This window comes from Azospirillum mesophilum (genome assembly GCF_053470405.2).
On the sequence record NZ_JBPXMQ020000008.1, the window covers coordinates 14,045 to 32,763 of the forward strand.

The 18,719-nt window shown below is 68.8% G+C and carries 12 protein-coding genes; 9 read left to right on the top strand and 3 right to left on the bottom strand.

Annotated elements, in window-relative coordinates; all coding sequences use genetic code 11:
- Positions 1-1,359, bottom strand: a complete 1,359-nt coding sequence (locus ACSVC7_RS10645; RefSeq protein WP_448204302.1) for a sigma-54-dependent transcriptional regulator — start codon at positions 1,357-1,359, stop codon at positions 1-3.
- On the bottom strand, positions 1,356-3,191 hold the full coding sequence (locus tag ACSVC7_RS10650) for a sensor histidine kinase (protein WP_448204301.1): 1,836 nt from the start codon (positions 3,189-3,191) through the stop codon (positions 1,356-1,358). Before ACSVC7_RS10650 ends, ACSVC7_RS10645 begins: the two co-directional genes overlap by 4 nt.
- Positions 3,192-3,466: 275 nt before the next feature.
- On the opposite strand from ACSVC7_RS10650, the gene ACSVC7_RS10655 reads away from it, so the two are divergent.
- The 8 genes from ACSVC7_RS10655 (at position 3,467) to pflB (ending at position 16,229) form a co-directional block, all read left to right on the top strand.
- On the top strand, positions 3,467-4,768 hold the full coding sequence (locus ACSVC7_RS10655) for a dicarboxylate/amino acid:cation symporter (protein WP_448204300.1): 1,302 nt from the start codon (positions 3,467-3,469) through the stop codon (positions 4,766-4,768).
- Positions 4,769-5,074: 306 nt separating this feature from the next.
- Positions 5,075-7,393, top strand: coding sequence for an NADP-dependent malic enzyme (locus tag ACSVC7_RS10660; RefSeq protein WP_448204299.1), 2,319 nt, complete (start codon positions 5,075-5,077; stop codon positions 7,391-7,393).
- Positions 7,394-7,518: 125 nt separating this feature from the next.
- Positions 7,519-9,213, top strand: a complete 1,695-nt coding sequence (locus tag ACSVC7_RS10665) for a tetratricopeptide repeat protein (RefSeq protein ID WP_448204298.1) — start codon at positions 7,519-7,521, stop codon at positions 9,211-9,213.
- A gap of 73 nt (positions 9,214-9,286) precedes the next feature.
- On the top strand, positions 9,287-9,988 hold the full coding sequence (locus ACSVC7_RS10670) for a hypothetical protein (RefSeq protein ID WP_448204297.1): 702 nt from the start codon (positions 9,287-9,289) through the stop codon (positions 9,986-9,988).
- A 115-nt stretch (positions 9,989-10,103) separates the two neighbouring features.
- A complete protein-coding gene (locus ACSVC7_RS10675) occupies positions 10,104-11,357 on the top strand; it encodes a PqiA/YebS family transporter subunit (RefSeq protein WP_483508261.1) in 1,254 nt (417 codons plus the stop codon).
- The gene (locus ACSVC7_RS10680; protein WP_448204295.1) at positions 11,350-13,053 is read left to right on the top strand and encodes a PqiB family protein; all 1,704 of its coding nucleotides are present in this window, start codon (positions 11,350-11,352) and stop codon (positions 13,051-13,053) included. The genes ACSVC7_RS10675 and ACSVC7_RS10680 overlap by 8 nt, the downstream gene beginning before the upstream one ends.
- 11 nt (positions 13,054-13,064) lie before the next feature.
- A complete protein-coding gene (locus tag ACSVC7_RS10685; RefSeq protein ID WP_448204294.1) occupies positions 13,065-13,655 on the top strand; it encodes a PqiC family protein in 591 nt (196 codons plus the stop codon).
- A 291-nt stretch (positions 13,656-13,946) separates the two neighbouring features.
- The gene (pflB, locus tag ACSVC7_RS10690; protein ID WP_448204293.1) at positions 13,947-16,229 is read left to right on the top strand and encodes a formate C-acetyltransferase; all 2,283 of its coding nucleotides are present in this window, start codon (positions 13,947-13,949) and stop codon (positions 16,227-16,229) included.
- A gap of 108 nt (positions 16,230-16,337) precedes the next feature.
- Here the strand turns inward: pflB and ACSVC7_RS10695 are convergent, their stop codons facing one another.
- Positions 16,338-17,786, bottom strand: coding sequence for a sigma-54 interaction domain-containing protein (locus ACSVC7_RS10695; protein WP_448204292.1), 1,449 nt, complete (start codon positions 17,784-17,786; stop codon positions 16,338-16,340).
- A 188-nt stretch (positions 17,787-17,974) separates the two neighbouring features.
- Between ACSVC7_RS10695 and ACSVC7_RS10700 the strand changes: the two genes are divergently transcribed.
- Positions 17,975-18,637, top strand: coding sequence for a ChrR family anti-sigma-E factor (locus ACSVC7_RS10700; protein ID WP_448204291.1), 663 nt, complete (start codon positions 17,975-17,977; stop codon positions 18,635-18,637).
- Positions 18,638-18,719 lie beyond the last annotated feature (82 nt).

Consider the following 18,719-nt stretch of genomic DNA (forward strand, 5'->3'; position numbering starts at 1 on the left):
CTACTCCACAAAGTCCTCCCGGCTCAGGCCATACCGCTTCAACTTGTCGTAAAACGTCTTTCTCGGCACGTTCAGCGCTTCGATGGTGGCTTTGACGCTGCCCTTGTGGCGGGCGAGTTCGCTTTCGATCAGGCTTTTTTCGAACAGGTCCACCTGCTCGGCCAGCGACAGGCCGGTGCCGCCGCTCGCCGCGCCGCCGGACGGGACGGCCAGGGCGTCGTCCAGGCCCAGGACGAAGCGGTCGGCGGCGTTGCGGAGTTCGCGGACGTTGCCGGGCCAGTCGTGGGTCATCAGGCGTTGGGTCTGCGCGGGGGTCGGGGCGCGTGGGGCGCGGTTGTAGCGGGCGGCGGCTTGCAAAACGAAATGCTGGAACAGCAGGGGGATGTCGTCGCGGCGCTCGCGCAGGGGCGGGATGGTCACGACGACGACGTTCAGGCGGTAGTAGAGGTCTTCGCGGAAGGTGCCGGCGCTGGCGGCCTTGCGCAGGTCGACCTTGGTCGCGGCGACGACGCGCAGGTCCACCGGCACCAGCTCGTTGGAGCCCAGCGGCTCCACCACGCGTTCCTGGATCACACGCAGCAGCTTGACCTGGAGCGACAGCGGCATGCTCTCGATCTCGTCCAGGAACAGGGTGCCGCCGCTGGCGTGCTCGATGCGGCCGACGCGGCGCTTGGCAGCGCCGGTGAAGGCGCCGGCCTCGTGGCCGAACAGCTCGCTCTCGATGATGGATTCGGGCATGGCGCCGCAGTTCAGGGCCACGAAGGGGTGCTTGCGGCGCGCGCTGCCGGCGTGCAGGGCGCGGGCGACCAGCTCCTTGCCGGTGCCGGTCTCGCCCAGCACCAGCACGTCGGCGTCGGTGTCCGCCACCGTCGCGATGGTGGCGCGCAGCCGCTCGATGCCCGGCGTGCGACCGATGATGGGATAGCTCTCGCCCGCGGGAATGCCGGCCAGTTGGTCGCGCAGGCGCCTGTTCTCCAGCACCAGCCGGCGCTTCTCCACCGCCCGTCGCGCCACCTCGACCAGCCGGTCGGACGGGAAGGGCTTTTCCAGGAAATCGTAGGCGCCCCGGCGCATCGCTTCCACCGCCATGGGAACGTCGCCGTGGCCGGTGATGAGGATGACCGGCAGCTCCGGGTCCAGCGCCAGCGCGCGCTCCATCAGCTCCAGCCCGTCCATCTGCGGCATGCGCACGTCGGTGACGAGGCAGCCGGGCCAGTCGCGGCCGAGGTGCCGCAGGGCGCGCTCCGCCCCGTCGCAGGCGGTGACCTCGAAGCCGGCCAGCTCCAGGGCCTGCTGGCCGGCAAGGCGGACGGCGCGCTCGTCATCCACGAAAAGGACGGTTCCGGCGGCGGTCGTCATGCGGGGGACTCCGTGCGCTTGAGGCGGATGGTGAAGACGGCGCCGCCGTCCGGGTGGTTGGCGGCGGTCAGGCTGCCGCCGAAATCCTCAACGATGCCGTGGCTGATCGACAGGCCGAGACCCAGCCCGTCGCCGGCCTCCTTGGTGGTGAAGAAGGGCACGAACAGGCGCGGCAGGTCGGCCTCCGCGATGCCGCTGCCGACGTCGCGGACGGTCAGCAAGGCGTCCTCGCTCTCCAGCGCCAGGGCGATGGTCAGCGAGCGGCGGCGCACGGTGCGCATGGCGTCGGCGGCGTTGCCGATCAGGTTGACCAGCACCTGCTGAAGCCGCACGTCCTCGCCCATGACCCAGACGGGGTCCGGCGGCAGGTCGCTCTGCACGGCCACGTCGTCCCGGCGCAGGCGCGACTCCAGCAGGGCGAGCGCCTGTCCGACCGCCGCCTGCACCGACACGGGGCCGAGCGTGCCGGACGCCCGCCGGGCGAAGCCCTTCAACTGGCGGGTGATGGAGGCCATGCGGTCGGTCAGGTCGGCGATTTCCGCCAGATTGTCGCGCACCGCGTCGGGCCGGTCGCGCTCCAGCAGCACGACGGCGTTGTCGGCGAAGCTGCGGATGGCGGCCAGCGGCTGGTTGATCTCGTGCGCGATGCCCGCCGACATCTGGCCCAGTGCCGCCAGCTTAGCCGCCTGGGTCAGCTCGTTTTCGGCGGCGCGCAACTCGGCGGTGGCCTCGGCGACGCGGCGTTCCAACTCGGCCCGCGCTTCCTCCTGGATTGCCAGCCGCTCGACCAGCGCCAGCCGCCGCTGCGCCAGCGCGTAGCCGGCCAGCGCCGTCAGGGCCACCACCGCGGCGGCGAGCAGCCCGGCCTGCTGGGCGCGGGTGCTGGCCGGCTCCAGGTTTGTCAGGACGTGGATGGTCCAGTCGCCGCCGGGCACGGCGCCCGATTGCAGGAGAAAGCGGCGCTCCTCCCCGTCCTCCCGCAGGGCGATGCGGTCGCCGGCGCCGCCGAAGGCCCAGGGCAGGGTGGGGACATCCTCGGTCGGCGGTTCGGGCGTGCGGGGCAGGGTCACCGGCAGGCGTTGCGGCAGGGCGTTGTAGCGCCAAGCCGGCGTGTTTGTGATGAAGACGACGCCGTCGCGATCGGTCACCAGCACCTTTTCACGGGCGTGCGACCAGGCGGTCTCCAGAGCCTCGAACCCCACCTTCAGCACCACGGCGCCGAGCGCCGCGCCGCCTGTGCGGATTTCCGCACCCTGGGGCGCCTCGACCCGCCGCGCGGTGTAATAGCCGGGGACGAGTGAGGTGGTGCCGAGCGCGAAGAGATGCCCTTCCCCCCGCTCCATGGCAGCGCGGAAGTAGGAGCGGTAGGAGAAATTCTGCCCGACGAAGCTGGCGGCGCTGTTCCAGTTGCTGGCCGCCACCGTGGTGCCGCCGGCGTCCATGACGTAGAGCGCGGAGGCGCCCAGCTCCTGCGCGAACACCTCCAGCTTGCGGTTCATGCGGTTCACGCGGTCCGGCGTGGGGGAGGCCAGCAGGGCCGCCACCTCCGTGTCGCCGGCCATCACCATGGGGACGGCGGCGTGCCGCTCCAGCTCCGCGCGCAGGCTGGCCTCGTACAGCTCAAGCTGCGCGCGCCCCTGGTCGCGCAGGGATTCGTGCGCCACGGAGGCGGTCCAGCCGGCCGCCAGCGCGGCGGCGACCGGCACGCCCAGCACGATGGCCACCAGCATCATCCGGCGCGGCCGCGCGGACAGCGCCGCGCTCAGCCCCGGAAAGGGAGCGGCGGGAGCGGGAGGCTCCGTCGTCCGGGGCTCGGGCGCGGTGGAAAACATCCGATGGAGAAGGCCGATCTTAAGCAACGTTCTCTGAAACCATGCTGCATCGCAACAACCGGTCGCGGATTACCGACGTGTGCGGATTTTCGCACACCGGTTCCGGGCTTGTCGTGCGGATTTTCACCCAGGGCCGGCTTAAGAGCGCTGCGAATCCTCGCTTCGTTCGTTGGCACACGGATTGCTGTAAGGGGGGCATGACCGGGCCGACCGCCGACCTTCCGAAAAGAGAAAGAGCGGGAGCGCCCTCCAAGGAACGCCGCGAGGAGACGAAGATGACCGCCCACGGGCAACCCCAAAAGAAGCCTTTCTACAAGAACCTGACCGTCCAGGTGCTGACCGCCATCACGATCGGCATTCTGCTCGGCCACTTCTATCCGGCCATCGCCGTGGAGATGAAGCCGCTGGGCGACGTCTTCATCAAGATGATCAAGATGGTCATCGGCCCGATCGTCTTCCTGACGGTCGTCACCGGCATCTCGTCCATCGGCGACATGAAGAAGGTCGGCAAGGTCGGCGGCAAGGCGATCCTGTATTTCGAGATCGTCACCACCTTCGCGCTGGGCCTCGGCCTGCTGGTCGTCAACGTGCTGAAGCCGGGCGGCGGCATGAACATCCAGGCCGGCTCGCTGAAGGCCGACGCCGTCGCCAAGTACGCGACCGAGGCGAAGAACCACACCACGGTGGAGTTCCTGTCCAACATCGTCCCGGACAACGTGGTCGGCGCCTTCGTCAAGGGCGACATGCTGCAGATCCTGTTCTTCGCGGTGATCTTCGGCGTCGCGCTGTCGGCCATGGGCCAGAAGGGCAAGCTGGTCGAGGACGTGTTCGAGAAGGTGTCGCACGCCCTGTTCGGCGTGATCGGCATCCTGATGCGCGTCGCCCCGCTCGGTGCCTTCGGTGCGATGTCCTTCACCATCGGCAAGTACGGCGTGGCGTCCCTGACCTCGCTGGGCCAGCTGATGGCCGCCGTCTACGTCACGATGGCGCTGTTCGTCTTCCTGGTGCTGGGCACCATCGCGCGGCTGTACAAGTTCAGCCTGTGGACCTTCCTGCGCTACATCAAGGACGAGCTGCTGATCGTGCTCGGCACCTCCTCGTCGGAATCGGTGCTGCCGCGCATGATGGAGAAGATGCAGAAGTTCGGCTGCTCCAAGCATGTCGTGGGTCTGGTCATCCCGACCGGCTACTCCTTCAACCTGGACGGCACCTCCATCTACCTGTCGATGGCCGCGATCTTCATCGCCCAGGCCTTCAACATCGACCTGACGATCTGGCAGCAGCTGACCATCCTCGGCCTGCTGATGCTGACCTCCAAGGGTGCGGCGGCGGTGACCGGCGGCGGCTTCGTGACGCTGGCCGCCACCCTGTCGGCGACCGGCCAGCTGCCCATCGAGGGTCTGGCCCTGCTGCTGGGCGTCGACCGCTTCATGTCGGAAGCCCGCGCCATCACCAACCTGATCGGCAACGGTGTGGCCACCATCGTTGTTGCAAAGATGGAAGGTGAGTTCGACGAGTCCAAGGCCGTCGCCGAGTATCAGCAGCACTTCAAGGAACCGGCGCTCGCCCGCATCTGAGACTCTTTTCAGAAAGTTCCGACCTTCGGTCGGAACTTTCCGTACCCTCAGACGCCGGGCGGTCCCATGGCTTTGATCGGGCCGCGGACCTTGGCTTCGCGGGCACGAGCCCGCGCGGCCGCCGTCGCGGCCGTTACCAAGTTTGAGACCGGTTCAAGGTCCGAACCTGCTGAAAAAGGAAGGGGTGGCTCACGTCGAGCCGCCCCTTTCCCCATTCCGGTACTCGGTCAATTCGGGTATAAACCGGGGGGAAGGCAATGATTGCTTGGCAAATTAACTGAAATCAAGTTAAAGGGGAGAGGACGTATGTCCGGCGACTTCGACGCGATGGCGCTTGAGTACCACCGGAACCCGAAGCCCGGTAAGTTGGCGATCGTCGCCACCAAGCCCATGGCGAACCAGCGCGACCTTGCGCTCGCCTATTCGCCGGGCGTGGCCGCGGCATCCACCGCCATCGCCGCCGACCCGGCCCAGGCGGCCGAGCTGACCTCGCGCGCCAACCTCGTCGCCGTGGTCACCAACGGCACGGCGGTGCTGGGCCTCGGCGACATCGGTCCGATGGCCGCCAAGCCGGTTATGGAGGGCAAGGCCGTCCTCTTCAAGAAGTTCGCCGGCATCGACTGCTTCGACCTGGAGCTGAACGAGAAGGACGTCGACGCGCTGGTCGACACCATCGTGCGGCTGGAGCCGACCTTCGGCGCCATCAATCTGGAAGACATCGCCGCCCCCGCCTGCTTCGAGGTGGAACGCCGCTGCCGCGAGCGGATGAAGATCCCCGTCTTCCACGACGACCAGCACGGCACCGCCATCGTGGTGGGTGCGGCCGTCCTGAACGGCTTGGCGCTGGTCGGCAAGGACATCTCCACGGTCAAGGTCGTCTCCACCGGCGGCGGTGCGGCGGGCATCGCCTGCCTGGACCTGATGCTCAGCCTGGGCGTCAAGCGCGAGAACGTCTGGCTGGTGGACCGCATCGGCGTCGTCCACAAGGGCCGCAACGAGGAGATGAACCCCTACAAGGACGCCTACGCGCAGGAGACCGACGCCCGCGTGCTGGCCGACGTGATCGACGGGGCGGACATCTTCCTGGGCCTGTCGGGCGCCAAGGTGCTGAAGCCGGAACTGCTGGCGCGCATGGCCGACAAGCCGCTGATCCTGGCGCTCGCCAACCCGGAGCCGGAGATCATGCCGGACCTCGCCCGGCAGGCGCGCCCGGACGCCATCATCGCCACCGGCCGGTCGGACTTCCCCAACCAGGTCAACAACGTCCTGTGCTTCCCCTTCATCTTCCGCGGCGCGCTGGACGTCGGCGCCACCACCGTGAACGAGGCGATGAAGATCGCCGCCACCCACGCCATGGCCAGCCTCGCCCAGGCGGAGCCGTCGGACGTGGTGGCCGCGGCCTATGTGGGTGAGAACCTGCGCTTCGGCCCCGACTACATCCTGCCCAAGCCCTTCGACCCGCGCCTCGTGATCGAGGTGTCGTCGGCGGTGGCCAAGGCGGCCATGGATTCCGGTGTGGCGACCCGGCCCATCGCCGACTTCCGCGCCTACCGCGACCAGCTCGGCCAGTATGTGTTCCGCTCTGGCCTCGTCATGAAGCCGGTCATCACCAAGGCCAAGGCGGCGCCCAAGCGCGTCGTCTACGCCGAGGGCGAGGACCCGCGCGTGCTGCGCTGCGCCCAGGTGGTGGTGGACGACGGCATCGCCCAGCCGATCCTGCTCGGCCGGCGCGAGGTGATCGACCGCCTGATCGCGGAGATGAGCCTGCGCATCCGCCCCGGCAAGGACGTGGAGGTGATCGAGGTCATCCGCGACCTGCGCTACCACAAATACGCCGAGCTGTACCGGCAGCTGATGGGCCGGCGCGGCGTGTCGCCGGTCAACGCGCTGAACATCGTGCGCACCCAGCCGACCGTCTTCGGCGCGCTGATGGTCCGCCGGGGCGAGGCCGACGCGATGGTCTGCGGCACGTCCGGCCGCTACGGCGACCATTTCGCCCACATCCTGGGGGTGATCGGCCTGCGCAAGGGCGTGAAGGTCGCCGCCGCGATGAACGGCCTGATCTCGCAGAAGGGCACGCACTTCATCTGCGACACCTACGTCAACCCCGACCCGACCGCCGATGAGGTGGCCGAGATCGCCCGGCTGGCGGCGGAGGAGGTCAAGCGCTTCGGCATCGAGCCGAAGGTGGCGCTGCTGTCGCATTCCAACTTCGGCACGGCCGACACGCCGTCGGCGCGCAAGATGCGCACCGCCTACGAGCTGGTCTCCGCCGAGATGCCCGATCTGGAGGTCGACGGCGAGATGCACGCCGACGCCGCCCTGTCGGAGGTGCTGCGCAAGGGCGTCCTGCCCGACAGCAAGCTGAAGGGCGAGGCGAACCTGCTGGTCATGCCGACCCTGGACGCCGCGAACATCGCCTTCAACATGCTGAAGATCCTGGCCGACGCGCAGAATGTCGGGCCGGTGCTGCTGGGGGTCGCGCGCCCCGTGCACATCGTGACCCCGTCGGTGACCACGCGCGGTCTGGTCAACATGACGGCGGTGGCCGTGGTGGACGCCCAGCTCGCCGCCCCGGTCAACGCCGCCCCGCGCCCGCCGGTCATGCAGGCCGGGGAGGATTGATCGGAGCCGTCTGGTCGTCGTCTGTAGGTTGGGCTGAAGCGCCGCCGAAACCCAGCACACCTTGCCATGTGGGGTGTGCTGGGTTTCGCGTGCGCGCAACCCGCCCTGCGGGTAATGCTGTACGGATGACCTCCGACGATCCCTTTTCCTGGGCGCGGGCCGCGTCGCTGCACGCCGCCGGGCGCCTGACCGACGCGGCCGACGCTTATGCCGAGGCGCTGCGGACGGACGGGCGCAACCCTGCGCTGCTCAACGACTTTGGGCTCCTTCTGCGGGATCTCGGGCGGGCGCGGGACGCGGCGGCCTGCTTCGAAGCGGCCTTCGCGGTCCGGCCGGACTTCGCTGAAGCCTACGACAATCTGGGCGCGCTGCTGGCGGCGCAGGGCCATATGGCGGAGGCGGAAGACTGCCACCGCGCGGCGCTGGCCCGGCGGGACGACCTTGCGGCGGCCTGGAACAACCTCGCCATCGCCGTCCAGGCGCAGGGGCGGGCGGACGAGGCCCTGGCGGCGTGGCGGCGTGCGGCGCTGCTGGAACCGGACCGGGCGGAGAGCCTGTCCAACCTCGGCAACGCCCTGCGTGACCGGGAAGCCTTCGCGGAGGCCGAACGCTGGCACCGGCGCGCCCTGCTGCTGACCCCGGCGCGGGCGGCGGCCAACAACAACTACGGACACGCGCTGCAAGGGCGGTTGCGCCACGCCGAGGCGGCGCACTGCTTCCGCCGCGCGCTGGCGCTCGATCCCGCTTACCCCGAGGCGTTGACCAACCTGGGGCTTGCCGTGCAGCGGCTGGGCCGCATGGACGAGGCGGAGGGTCTCTACGGGCGCGCGCTGGCGCTTCGTCCCGATCTGGCGTTGGCCCATTTCAACCGCGCGCTTCTGCGGCTGGAGCGGGGCGATCTGGCGGGCGGCTGGCCGGGCTATGGTTGGCGGTTCGCCTCGGGCCGGGTGGGCACGGGGCGGCAGCCACCCACGCCGGCGTGGCGCGGCGAGGACCTGACGGGCAAGCGCCTGCTGATCTGGGCGGAGCAGGGGGTGGGGGATACGATCCTCTTCGCCTCCCTGATCGCGGAGGCCGTGGCCCGCGCCCGCGCCGTGGTGATCGAGGTGGACCGGCGCATGGTGCCGCTGTTCGCCCGATCCTTTCCGGGCGCAACCGTGCGGGCGCCGAGCGTCGATGCGCGGGGGCGGGAGACGATGCCCGCGACCGACGCCGACCTGCATGCCCCCATGGGCTCCCTGGCGCGGGTGTTCCGCACTGCGCTCGGGGACTTCCCGGCGCGGGCCGGCTGGCTGGTCCCCGACCCCGCGCGGGTGGCGGACTGGCGGGCGCGGGTGGCGGCGCTCGGTCCGGGCCTGAAGGTGGGCATCGCGTGGCGCAGCCAGCTCCTTACCCAGGAGCGCCGGGCCTCCTACACGGCGCTCGACCAGTGGGGGGCGGTGTTCGGCGTGCCGGGCATCACCTTCGTGAACCTGCAGTACGGCGACTGCGCCGCCGAGCTGGAAGCCGCGGAAGAGCGCTTCGGCCTGCCGATCCACCGCTGGGAAGACCTGGACCTCAAGGATGATTTCGACGGCATCGCGGCGCTGATGGTCAACCTGGACCTTGTCCTGTCGCCGGCCACGGCGGTGAGCGAACTGGCCGGCGCGCTGGGCGTGCCGGTCTGGCGCTTTGGCCGCCGCGACTGGACGCAGTTGGGAACCGGCGTGCGGCCGTGGTTTCCGACCCAACGTCTTTTCCAGCCACGCGGACGCGAAAAACTGGAGGGTGCGCTCACCCGGATGGCGTGCAAGCTCGCCGAACTTTCGGCGAAAAATTAATGGTCAATTAACGCTGCATGTCGTAACGTAACCTTGCAGAGAACCAGTCGCGCCGTTAAGGGGAGAGGGTGCCATGTCGGACGCATTGGCCGGCGTCGGCCAGATGGTGTCGGACCTTAACAAGTCCATCAGCGCTGCCGTCGAACGTCTCCAGGCTCAGAAGGACGCTGAAAAGGCGGCCTCGGCCAACGCCCAGGAATTCCGCAAGGACGTCCGCAAGTCCGCCTCGAACACCATCGGCGCTGCCACCGATATCGGCGTGCTGGCCAAGAACGTGACGCGCCTCAACGTCGTCGGCGCTCTGGGCGCCAACGACCCGGTCGATTTCTACAAGTTCCGCGTCACCACCAAGGGCGAAGTCACGCTCGGCCAGATCGGCGACGAGGGGCTGCGCGTCCAGGTCATGTCCAAGTTCGGCACCGTCGTCGCGGACAGCAACAAGGACGCCGGCAAGGACTACGACAATTTCAAAAGCATGATGCAGGGCGACTTCACGCTCGACCGTGGCGACTACACGCTGCGGCTCACCCGTGAAAAGGGCCAGTCGCCGAAGGATGCCAAGAACTACGCCATCCAGTTGAGTATGGGCAGCTTCACCCAGGATTACGACACGGTGGCGAAGGCCCCGCGCAAGAGCGACACCCCCTATGCCCCGTCGCAGGCCACGCAGACCATGATCGACGGGTTGAACTCGGCGGCGAACAGCGCGGCCAGCATCTCCTTCGGTCAGTCCGGCACGCAGAAGCTGATGGGAAGCTTCAACCTCTTCGTCTAAGCGCGCCCCTTACCGGTCAGAATCGAAGCCCTTCCCTTCCGCATGGGGGAAGGGCTTTTTCGTATGGCTTTGGGGGCGCGAACCTTTCCCGGTCTGGAAACGTTCAGTCAACGCTATGACCGTTTCAGACCGTCCCCTCATCCTCTGCCCCCTCATTCTCTGCCACGATTGCGGGCTGCCCCACGCCTTGCCGCCGCCAAAGCCCGGCCACCGGGCGGAATGCGCGCGGTGCGGCGCCGTCCTGCGGCACTTCCGCTCCGGCGATCTGGAGCGTGGTGCGGCGCTCACCATCGCCGCGCTGATCCTGTTCGTGGTCGCCAACCTGTTCCCGATCCTGACCTTCGAGCTGGAGGGGCGCGCCCAGTCCGCGTCGCTCCTCAGCGGGTCGCTGGCGCTGTGGCAGGGGGGCTACGAAGGGCTGGCCGTGCTGGTGTTCTTCGTGCTGTTCGCGGCGCCGTCGCTGGAGTTGCTGGGCACGCTCTATGTGGTGATGCCGCTGGCCTTCGGAGGGCGCCCGCCGGGCGTGGCCCGGGTGCTCCGGATGGTCACCCGCCTGCGCCGCTGGGCGATGGCGGAGGTCTTCCTGCTGGGCCTGATCGTCGCCTATGTGAAGCTGTCCGACCTCGCGTCGCTGGCGCCGGGACCGTCGCTGGGGGCGCTGGTCGGCTTCATCCTGGTCCAGGCCTGGGGCGATGCGACGCTCAGCCCCTTCGACCTGTGGGAGCGCGTGGCCCCGCAGACCCGCGTGGAAAACCCCGCCCACGTCGGCCACGCGCGCCTGACCGCCTGCCACGACTGCCAGCAGGTCGTGGCGGGGGACGAAGGCGACTGCCCGCGCTGCGGCGCCGGGCTGCACCGGCGCAAGCCGGACAGCGTGCGGCGAAGCTGGGCGCTGATCGTCTCCGCGACCATCCTCTACATTCCGGCCAACCTGCTGCCGATCATGACGGTGATCTATTTCGGGGCGGGCAAGCCCGACACCATCCTGTCCGGCGTGGAATCGCTGGTCGCGGCGGAGATGTGGCCGGTGGCGATCCTGGTCTTCTTCGCCAGCATCACCGTGCCGGTGCTGAAGCTGATCGGCCTTGGCTACCTGCTGGTGACGGTGCAGCGGCGCTCCCCCCGGCGGCGGCGCGACCGCACGCGGCTCTACCGCCTGATCGAGGGGGTGGGGCGCTGGTCGATGGTGGACATCTTCATGATCTCGCTGCTGGCGGCCCTGGTCCAACTCGGCGCCATCGCCAGCGTCGAGGCGGAACTGGGGGCGATCGCCTTCGCCAGCGTCGTCGTCATCACCATGCTGGCCTCGGAGGCCTTCGACCCCCGCCTGATCTGGGACACTGCGGGGCAGGAGGTGCGGCATGGATGAGCAGCGCCCTTTGCCGGAGCCGCCCTACGGCGAGCCGCCCACCCCCGTGATCCGCAAGCGGCGCGGGCTTCCGCTGGTCTGGCTGGTGCCGCTGGTGGCGGCGCTGATCGGCGGCTGGCTCGCCTGGCGCACGCTCAGCGAGCGCGGGCCGAGCATCACCATCACCTTCGACACGGCGGAGGGGCTGGAGGCCGGCAAGAGCAAGGTGCGCTACCGCGACGTGGACGTCGGGACGGTGCAGGGGGTGGAGGTCGCCCCGGACCTGAACGGCGTCATCGTCACCGTCCGCATGGTGAAGGGGGCGGCCAACTACCTGAACCAGGGCACGCGCTTCTGGGTGGTGAAGCCGCGGCTCGGCTTTGGCGGGGTGTCGGGGCTCGGGACGCTGGTGTCGGGCGCCTACATCGGGATGGACCCCGGCCAGGGCGACCGGACGGGCGAGTTCCACGGGCTGGAGGAGCCGCCGCTGATCCGCTCCAGCTCCCCCGGCCGGCGCTTCGCGCTGAGCGCCGACCGGCTGGGCGGGCTCGGCCCCGGATCGCCGATCTACTACCGCGGCATCCAGGTGGGCGAGGTCGTCGGCTACGAATTCACCAAGGACTGGCAGGCCCTGACCCTGCCCGTCTTCATCCACGCGCCCTACGACAGCATCGTGCGGCCCAACACCCGCTTCTGGAACGCCAGCGGCCTGTCCGTTTCGGTCGGTGCGCAGGGGCCGACACTGTCCGTGGAGTCCCTCCAGGCGCTGGCGACCGGCGGCATCGCCTTCGAGACGCCGGGGCTCGGCAGCCCGTCGGATTCCGGCACCACCGCGCCGGAGGGCACCGACTTTCCGCTCTACGAAAGCCGCAGCGCGGCCAGCGAGGCGCGCTTCACCCGGCGCGTTCCCTTCATGGTGCATTTCGACGGGTCCGTGCGCGGACTGCACAACGGCTCCGCCGTGGAGTTCCGGGGCATCCGGGTGGGCGAGGTGACGGACATCCGCCTGGACGTGGACCCGGTGACAGGGGCCGCGCGCATCCCCGTGACGCTGAACATCGAGCCGGAACGGCTGGACGCCGGCCGCGGCGGTGCCACGGAGGCCGATGCGGCCTACGCCGCGATGAAGGCGATGGTGGAGCAGGGCCTGCGGGCGCAGCTGCGCACCGGCAACCTGCTGACGGGGGAGCTGATCGTGGCGCTCGACCTGTTCCCCGAGGCGCCGAAGGCGACGCTCGACATGAGCGGCGAGTATCCGGAGCTTCCGTCCCGGCCCAACGTGCTGGACACCGCGACCAAGACCGCCACCGACCTGATGGAGGAGCTGGCCCGCGCCCCCATCGCGGAGACGGTGAGCGAGCTGCGCAACACCATCCAGAAGGCCGGTGCCCTGCTCGGCTCGCCGGAGGTGGCGCAGTCGCTGGTGTCGCTCAACCGATCCCTGTCGGAGCTGGAAAAGACCACCCAGGCGCTCGGCACGGAGGGCGCGCCGACCATCCGCGCCCTGCGGCAGGTGGCGGAGAGCACCAGCAACCTCGTCGATCAGGCGCGGCGCACGCTGGGCACCACGGACAGCGTGATTGCCACCACCAAGCCGGTCGCCTACGACCTCCAGGCGCTGGTGCGCGAGCTGACCTCCACGGCCCGCTCGATCCGTGGCCTGACCGACTATCTGGAACGACACCCCGAAGCCCTGATCCGAGGCAAACGCGGTTGAGGCCCCTCCCCATGACCCACCTGCTGACCCGCCCGCTGCTCCTTCTGTCCTTATCCCTGCTCGCCGCCTGTGGCACGCAACCCAGCCGCTTCTACCACCTCAGCGCCGTCCCCGTGGCCGAGGCGCCCGCCGTTCCGGCGGCGACGGCGAACCGGCGGGTGGTGGGGTTGGACAGCGTGAGCATCCCCGGTTACCTCGACCGCCCGGAAATGGTGCTGCGCGCGACCGGCAGCCGGCTGGTGGTGAAGGAGTTCGACCGCTGGGGCGGTCCGATGGACGAGATGGTGACCCGCACGCTGGCCCAGGACCTGGAAGGCCAGCTTCCGCAGATGGAGGTGGTCGAACTGCCGCTGTCGCGGGACTTTCCGCTCGATCAGGTCGTGGAGGTCGCGCTGGACCGTTTCGACGCGGCGGAGAACGGTCCGGCGGTGCTGGAGGCGCGCTGGCGCATCTTCGACCGCGGCGGCGACCATCTGAAGCGCATGGGGCGCACCTCGGCGCAGGAACCGGTGGCGACCCCCGGCGACCTCGGCAGCGTGGCCGACGCTCTCAGCCGCACGCTGGCGCGGTTGGCTGGCGATCTTGCGGCGGTGCTGCGGTAAGGGAAATGATGTTTATCTGGAAATGCAAATTTTGAAAATTCGTTCAACGGCAGCGCAAAAGAGGTAATGATGCGGTGCGAAATAATTGCCGCGCCTTCGCTGGACATCTCTGCGATGATTTGACGGGTGGCTTGCGTTTTTCGCAAAGAATGGTTGACCGGGATCAATGAGCTTCAGGGTCGATTTGGCGCCTACTGGGTGGGCAAGTTCGGTGTCGGGTCTGGCGCCGGACGCCGCAGCACGGTCCGCCGGGGAGGGCAGGGCCGGCCGCCGAAGGCAAAGAGGCGAGTCATGGACACCCTGATGATCGAACCGAAATCCCCGATGACCGACGCGTCGGCGCTGGAACCCTGGCGCGGCTTCGCGCCCGGCGCCTGGCGGACCGAGGTCAATCTGCGCGATTTCCTCGTCAAGAACGTGCACGGTTACGAGGGCGACGGCGCCTTCCTGGCCCCGGCCAGCGACCGCACGGCGAAGCTCTGGGGCAAGGTCCGTGACCTGCTGAAGGAGGAGCGCGCGTCCAAGGGCGGGGTGCTGGATGCCGACACGGAGGTCTTCTCTTCCATCGTCAGCCACGCGCCCGGCTACATCGACCGCGACCTGGAAGTCATCGTCGGCCTGCAGACCGACAAGCCGCTGAAGCGCGCCATCATGCCCTTCGGCGGCTACCGCATGGTCAAGGCGGGGCTGGAGGCCTACGGGTTCACGCCGTCGCCGAAGCTGGACGAGATCTTCCCGACGCTGCGCAAGACGCACAACGACGGCGTATTCGACGTCTACACCGAGGAGATGCTGCGCTGCCGCAAGTCCGGCGTCATCACCGGCCTGCCGGACGCCTACGGGCGCGGCCGCATCATCGGCGACTACCGTCGCCTTGCCCTCTACGGCGCCGACATCCTCATCACGGACAAGCAGGCCCAGTTCAAGAGCCTCGAACTCGACCGCATCGACGAGAACACCCTGCGCCTGCGCGAGGAGATCACGGAGCAGATCCGCGCGCTCCGCGACCTCGTGACGATGGCTGCCGGCTACGGCTTCGACGTGACCCGCCCCGCCGCGACGGCTTTCGAGGCTGTGCAGTGGACCTACCTCGCCTATCTGGCGGCGGTGAAGGAAGCCAACGGGGCCGCCATGTCGCTGGGCCGCGTGTCCAGCTTCCTGGACGTCTACATCGAGCGCGACCTGCGCGAAGGCCGCATCGACGAGGCGGAAGCGCAGGAGTTGATGGACCAGTTCGTCATCAAGCTCCGCATGGTGCGCTTCCTGCGGACGCCGGAATACGACCAGCTGTTCTCTGGCGACCCGACCTGGGTCACGGAATGCATCGGCGGCATGAGCCTGGACGGGCGGACGCTGGTCACCAAGAACAGCTTCCGCATGATGCACACGCTGGTGAACCTCGGCCCGGCGCCGGAGCCGAACCTGACCGTGCTGTGGTCGGAACAGCTGCCCGAAGGCTTCAAGAAGTTCTGCGCGGAGACCTCCATCAAGACCTGCTCCGTTCAGTATGAGAACGACGACCTGATGCGGCCCTTCTGGGGCGACGACTACGGAATCGCCTGCTGCGTGTCGGCGATGCGCATCGGCAAGCAGATGCAGTTCTTCGGCGCCCGCGCCAACCTCGCCAAGACGCTGCTCTACGCCATCAACGGCGGCCGGGACGAGGTGTCGGGCGAACAGGTTGGCCCTGCCTTCGCGCCGGTCACCGGCGACGTGCTGGACTATGACGAGGTCGTCAGTCGGTTGCTCCCCATGATGGAGTGGCTGTCCAAGGCCTACATGAACACGCTGAACGCCATCCACTACATGCACGACAAGTACATGTACGAGCGGCTGGAAATGGCGCTGCACGACCGCGACATCCTGCGCACCATGGCCTGCGGCATCGCCGGGCTCAGCGTGGTCGCGGACAGCCTTTCGGCGATCAAGCACGCCAAGGTCAACGTCATCCGGGACGAGCGCGGCCTCGCCACCGATTTCGCGATCGAGGGCGAGTATCCGGCCTTCGGCAACAACGACGACCGCGTGGACGGCATCGCCGTGTGGCTGGTCGAGACCTTTATGGGCATGCTGCGCCGGCAGAAGGCTTACCGGGATGCCGTGCCGACGCAGTCAGTGCTGACGATCACGTCGAACGTGGTCTACGGCAAGAAGACCGGCAACACGCCGGACGGCCGCAAGGCCGGCCAGCCCTTCGCGCCCGGCGCCAACCCGATGCACGGCCGCGACAGGAAGGGGGCCCTGGCCTCGATGGCGAGCGTGGCGAAGCTGCCCTATGCGCACGCGCAGGACGGGATCAGCTACACCTTCACCATCGTGCCCGGCGCGCTCGGCCCGACGGAGGGTGAGCGGGTGGACAATCTGGTCGGGCTACTCGACGGCTACTTCGGCCAGGGCGGGCACCACATCAACGTCAACGTCTTCGACCGTGAAACCCTGCTGCACGCCATGGACCATCCGGAGCTGTACCCGCAGCTGACCATCCGGGTGTCCGGCTACGCGGTGAACTTCATCAAGTTGACCCGCGAGCAGCAGATGGACGTCATCAACCGCACCTTCCACGGCGCGCATTGATGGGACGATGAACCGTAGGTTGGGTTAAGCGCCAGCGCAACCCAACATGCTCCCGAGGCGGGGTGTGTTGGGTTGCGCTGGCGCTTAACCCAACCTACGGCATTGCTGTCATTGCGTTTCTTCCCTTATCCCCAACGCCTGCATGCGCTCGTAGAGCGAGGCGCGGGAGATGCCCAGCAGCTTGGCGGCTTGCGCCTTGACGCCGCCGGTGCGGGTCAGGGCGCTGACGATGGCGGCGCGCTCGGTGTCCTTCAGGACGTCGGTGAGGGGGCGGGGGCTGCCGCTGACGGAGCGCAGAAGGCCGGCGGGGACCAGACCGGCCTCCGTGGCGTCCAGCCCGGCTTGGGGCGCGCGGGGCAGGGCGGCGCGGATATGGGCGGCGGTCAGGGCCAAATCGTCGGTCATCGCCACGACCCGTTCCAGCACGTTGCGCAACTCACGGACGTTGCCCGGCCAGTCGTAGGCCTCCAGCGCCGCGATGGCCTCCGCCGTCAGCTCGCGCGAGGGGGAGAGCGCCGACATGGCGAGATCGTCCAGGATGCGGTCGGCGATGCTGCCGATGTCCTCCGTCCGGTCGCGCAACGGGGGCAGGGTGATCGGCACGACGTTCAGGCGGTAGTATAGGTCGGCCCGGAACTGCTTGTCGCGCACCAGCGCGTCGAGGTCGCGGCTGGTTGCGGCGATGATGCGCAGATCGACGCGCACCACCTTGTTGGAGCCGACAGCCTCGAACTCCCGCTCCTGCAAGACACGCAGCAGCTTGGCCTGGAGCGGCAGGGGCATGTCGCCGATCTCATCCAGGAACAGCGTGCCGCCGTTGGCGAGCTGGAACTTGCCTTCCCGCATCCGCCGGTCGGCGCCGGTGAAGGCGCCGGGGGCGACGCCGAACAGCTCCGCCTCCAGCAGGTTTTCCGGGATGGCCGCCACATTCACCCCGACGAAGGCGCGGTCGGCGCGCGGGCTGGCGGCGTGGATGCCGTGGGCCAGCAGCTCCTTGCCGGTGCCGGTCTCGCCCAGCAGCAGCACGGTGCTGTCCATCTGCGCCGCGCGGCGGGCGAGCCGCTTCACCTCGCGCATCGCGTCGCTGTTGCCGATCATCTGCGACAGGGAGTATTTGGCGCGCCGCTCGTTCGCCAGTTCCTGCCGGGCGCGGGTCAGCTCCTCCTGGAGCTTCTGATACTTGGACATCAGCGGGCGCAGATGCTCCGCCCGGTCGAACAGCGCGAAGCCGATGGCCCCGATCAGCGTGCCGTCGTCGTCGCGCAGGGGCAGGCGGGTGACGACGATGGTGCGCCGGCCGACCTCCATGAGGTCGAGCAGCATCGGCTGCCCGCTCTCCACCACATGGCGCATCTGGCTGTTGGGGATGACCTCCTCCACCGGCTTGCCGAGCGGGTCCTTGGGATGGTTCAGCAATTCCAGGTAGCGGTCGCCGATCCAGGCGATGCGCGCGTCCTTGTCGACGACGATCAGCCCGACGCAGGCGTCCGCAAGGTGCTGGAACAGCGTTTCGACCGCCCGTGCCCGCAGATGTTCGAAGTTCGGTTCGAGGCTCATGCCTTCTTCCTTCTTGCCGCGGCCTTCCTTGGCCGGCGGACCATGCAACAGGTGGGGTTTTCGGCGCGGCCTGTCCAGCCACGGCGAAGACGCGGTGGTCCCGTGACCGTTCGGGCGCGAGGGCGGAAACTTCTTCCCTCCCGCAGCGTATCGGTCAAGTATAGACGCGATTTTCAGTTGTCGTGACCATGCCGGCCCATCACCCTTCGCCCGAACTGCTGCTCGACTATGCCGCCGGCAGCCTGCGGGAGGTGCCGGCGCTCCTGATCGCCTCGCACCTGCCCTATTGCCCCGACTGCCGCCGCAAGGTGGCGGAACTGGAAGCCTGCGGCGGCGCCCTGCTGGACGAGCTTCCGGCCGAGCCGCTGTCCGAAGGGCTGCTGGACGCCGTGATGGCGCGGCTGCCCGAGGCCCAGGAAACAGCCGCCGGGGTGCCCGCATCGAAAGCCTCGCCCACCATGGCGCGCGGCCTGCTGCCCGGCCCGCTGGGGCGCGCCGTTGGGGATGATCCGGACCGCATCGAATGGGTGCGCGTCGTGCCCGGCATCCATCTCTCGGCCTGGGCCATCGGCGCCGGGACGGCCTCGGCCTGCCTGCTGCGGATGGCCTCCGGCCACCGCGTGCCGGCGCACCGCCACACGGACAGCGAGATGCTGCTGGTCCTGAAGGGCGGCTTTTCGGACGAGACCGGCCAATACCGGGTGGGCGACGTGGCCTGTTACGAAGCGCACTCGCCCCACCACGCCGTTGCCGACCGGGATGGGGAGTGTCTGTGCCTGCTGGTGCAGGAAAAGCCGCTGGTCTTCACCGGCCCGCTCGGCTGGCTTCTGAACCGGGGTTTCCGGTTTTAGAGAGGCCGGGTCGGTCATCGCCGCGCTTGTCACAGGGCACGCCTGGTCGCGGCCGAATTCCGCCGTCTTCGTGCGCTGACGG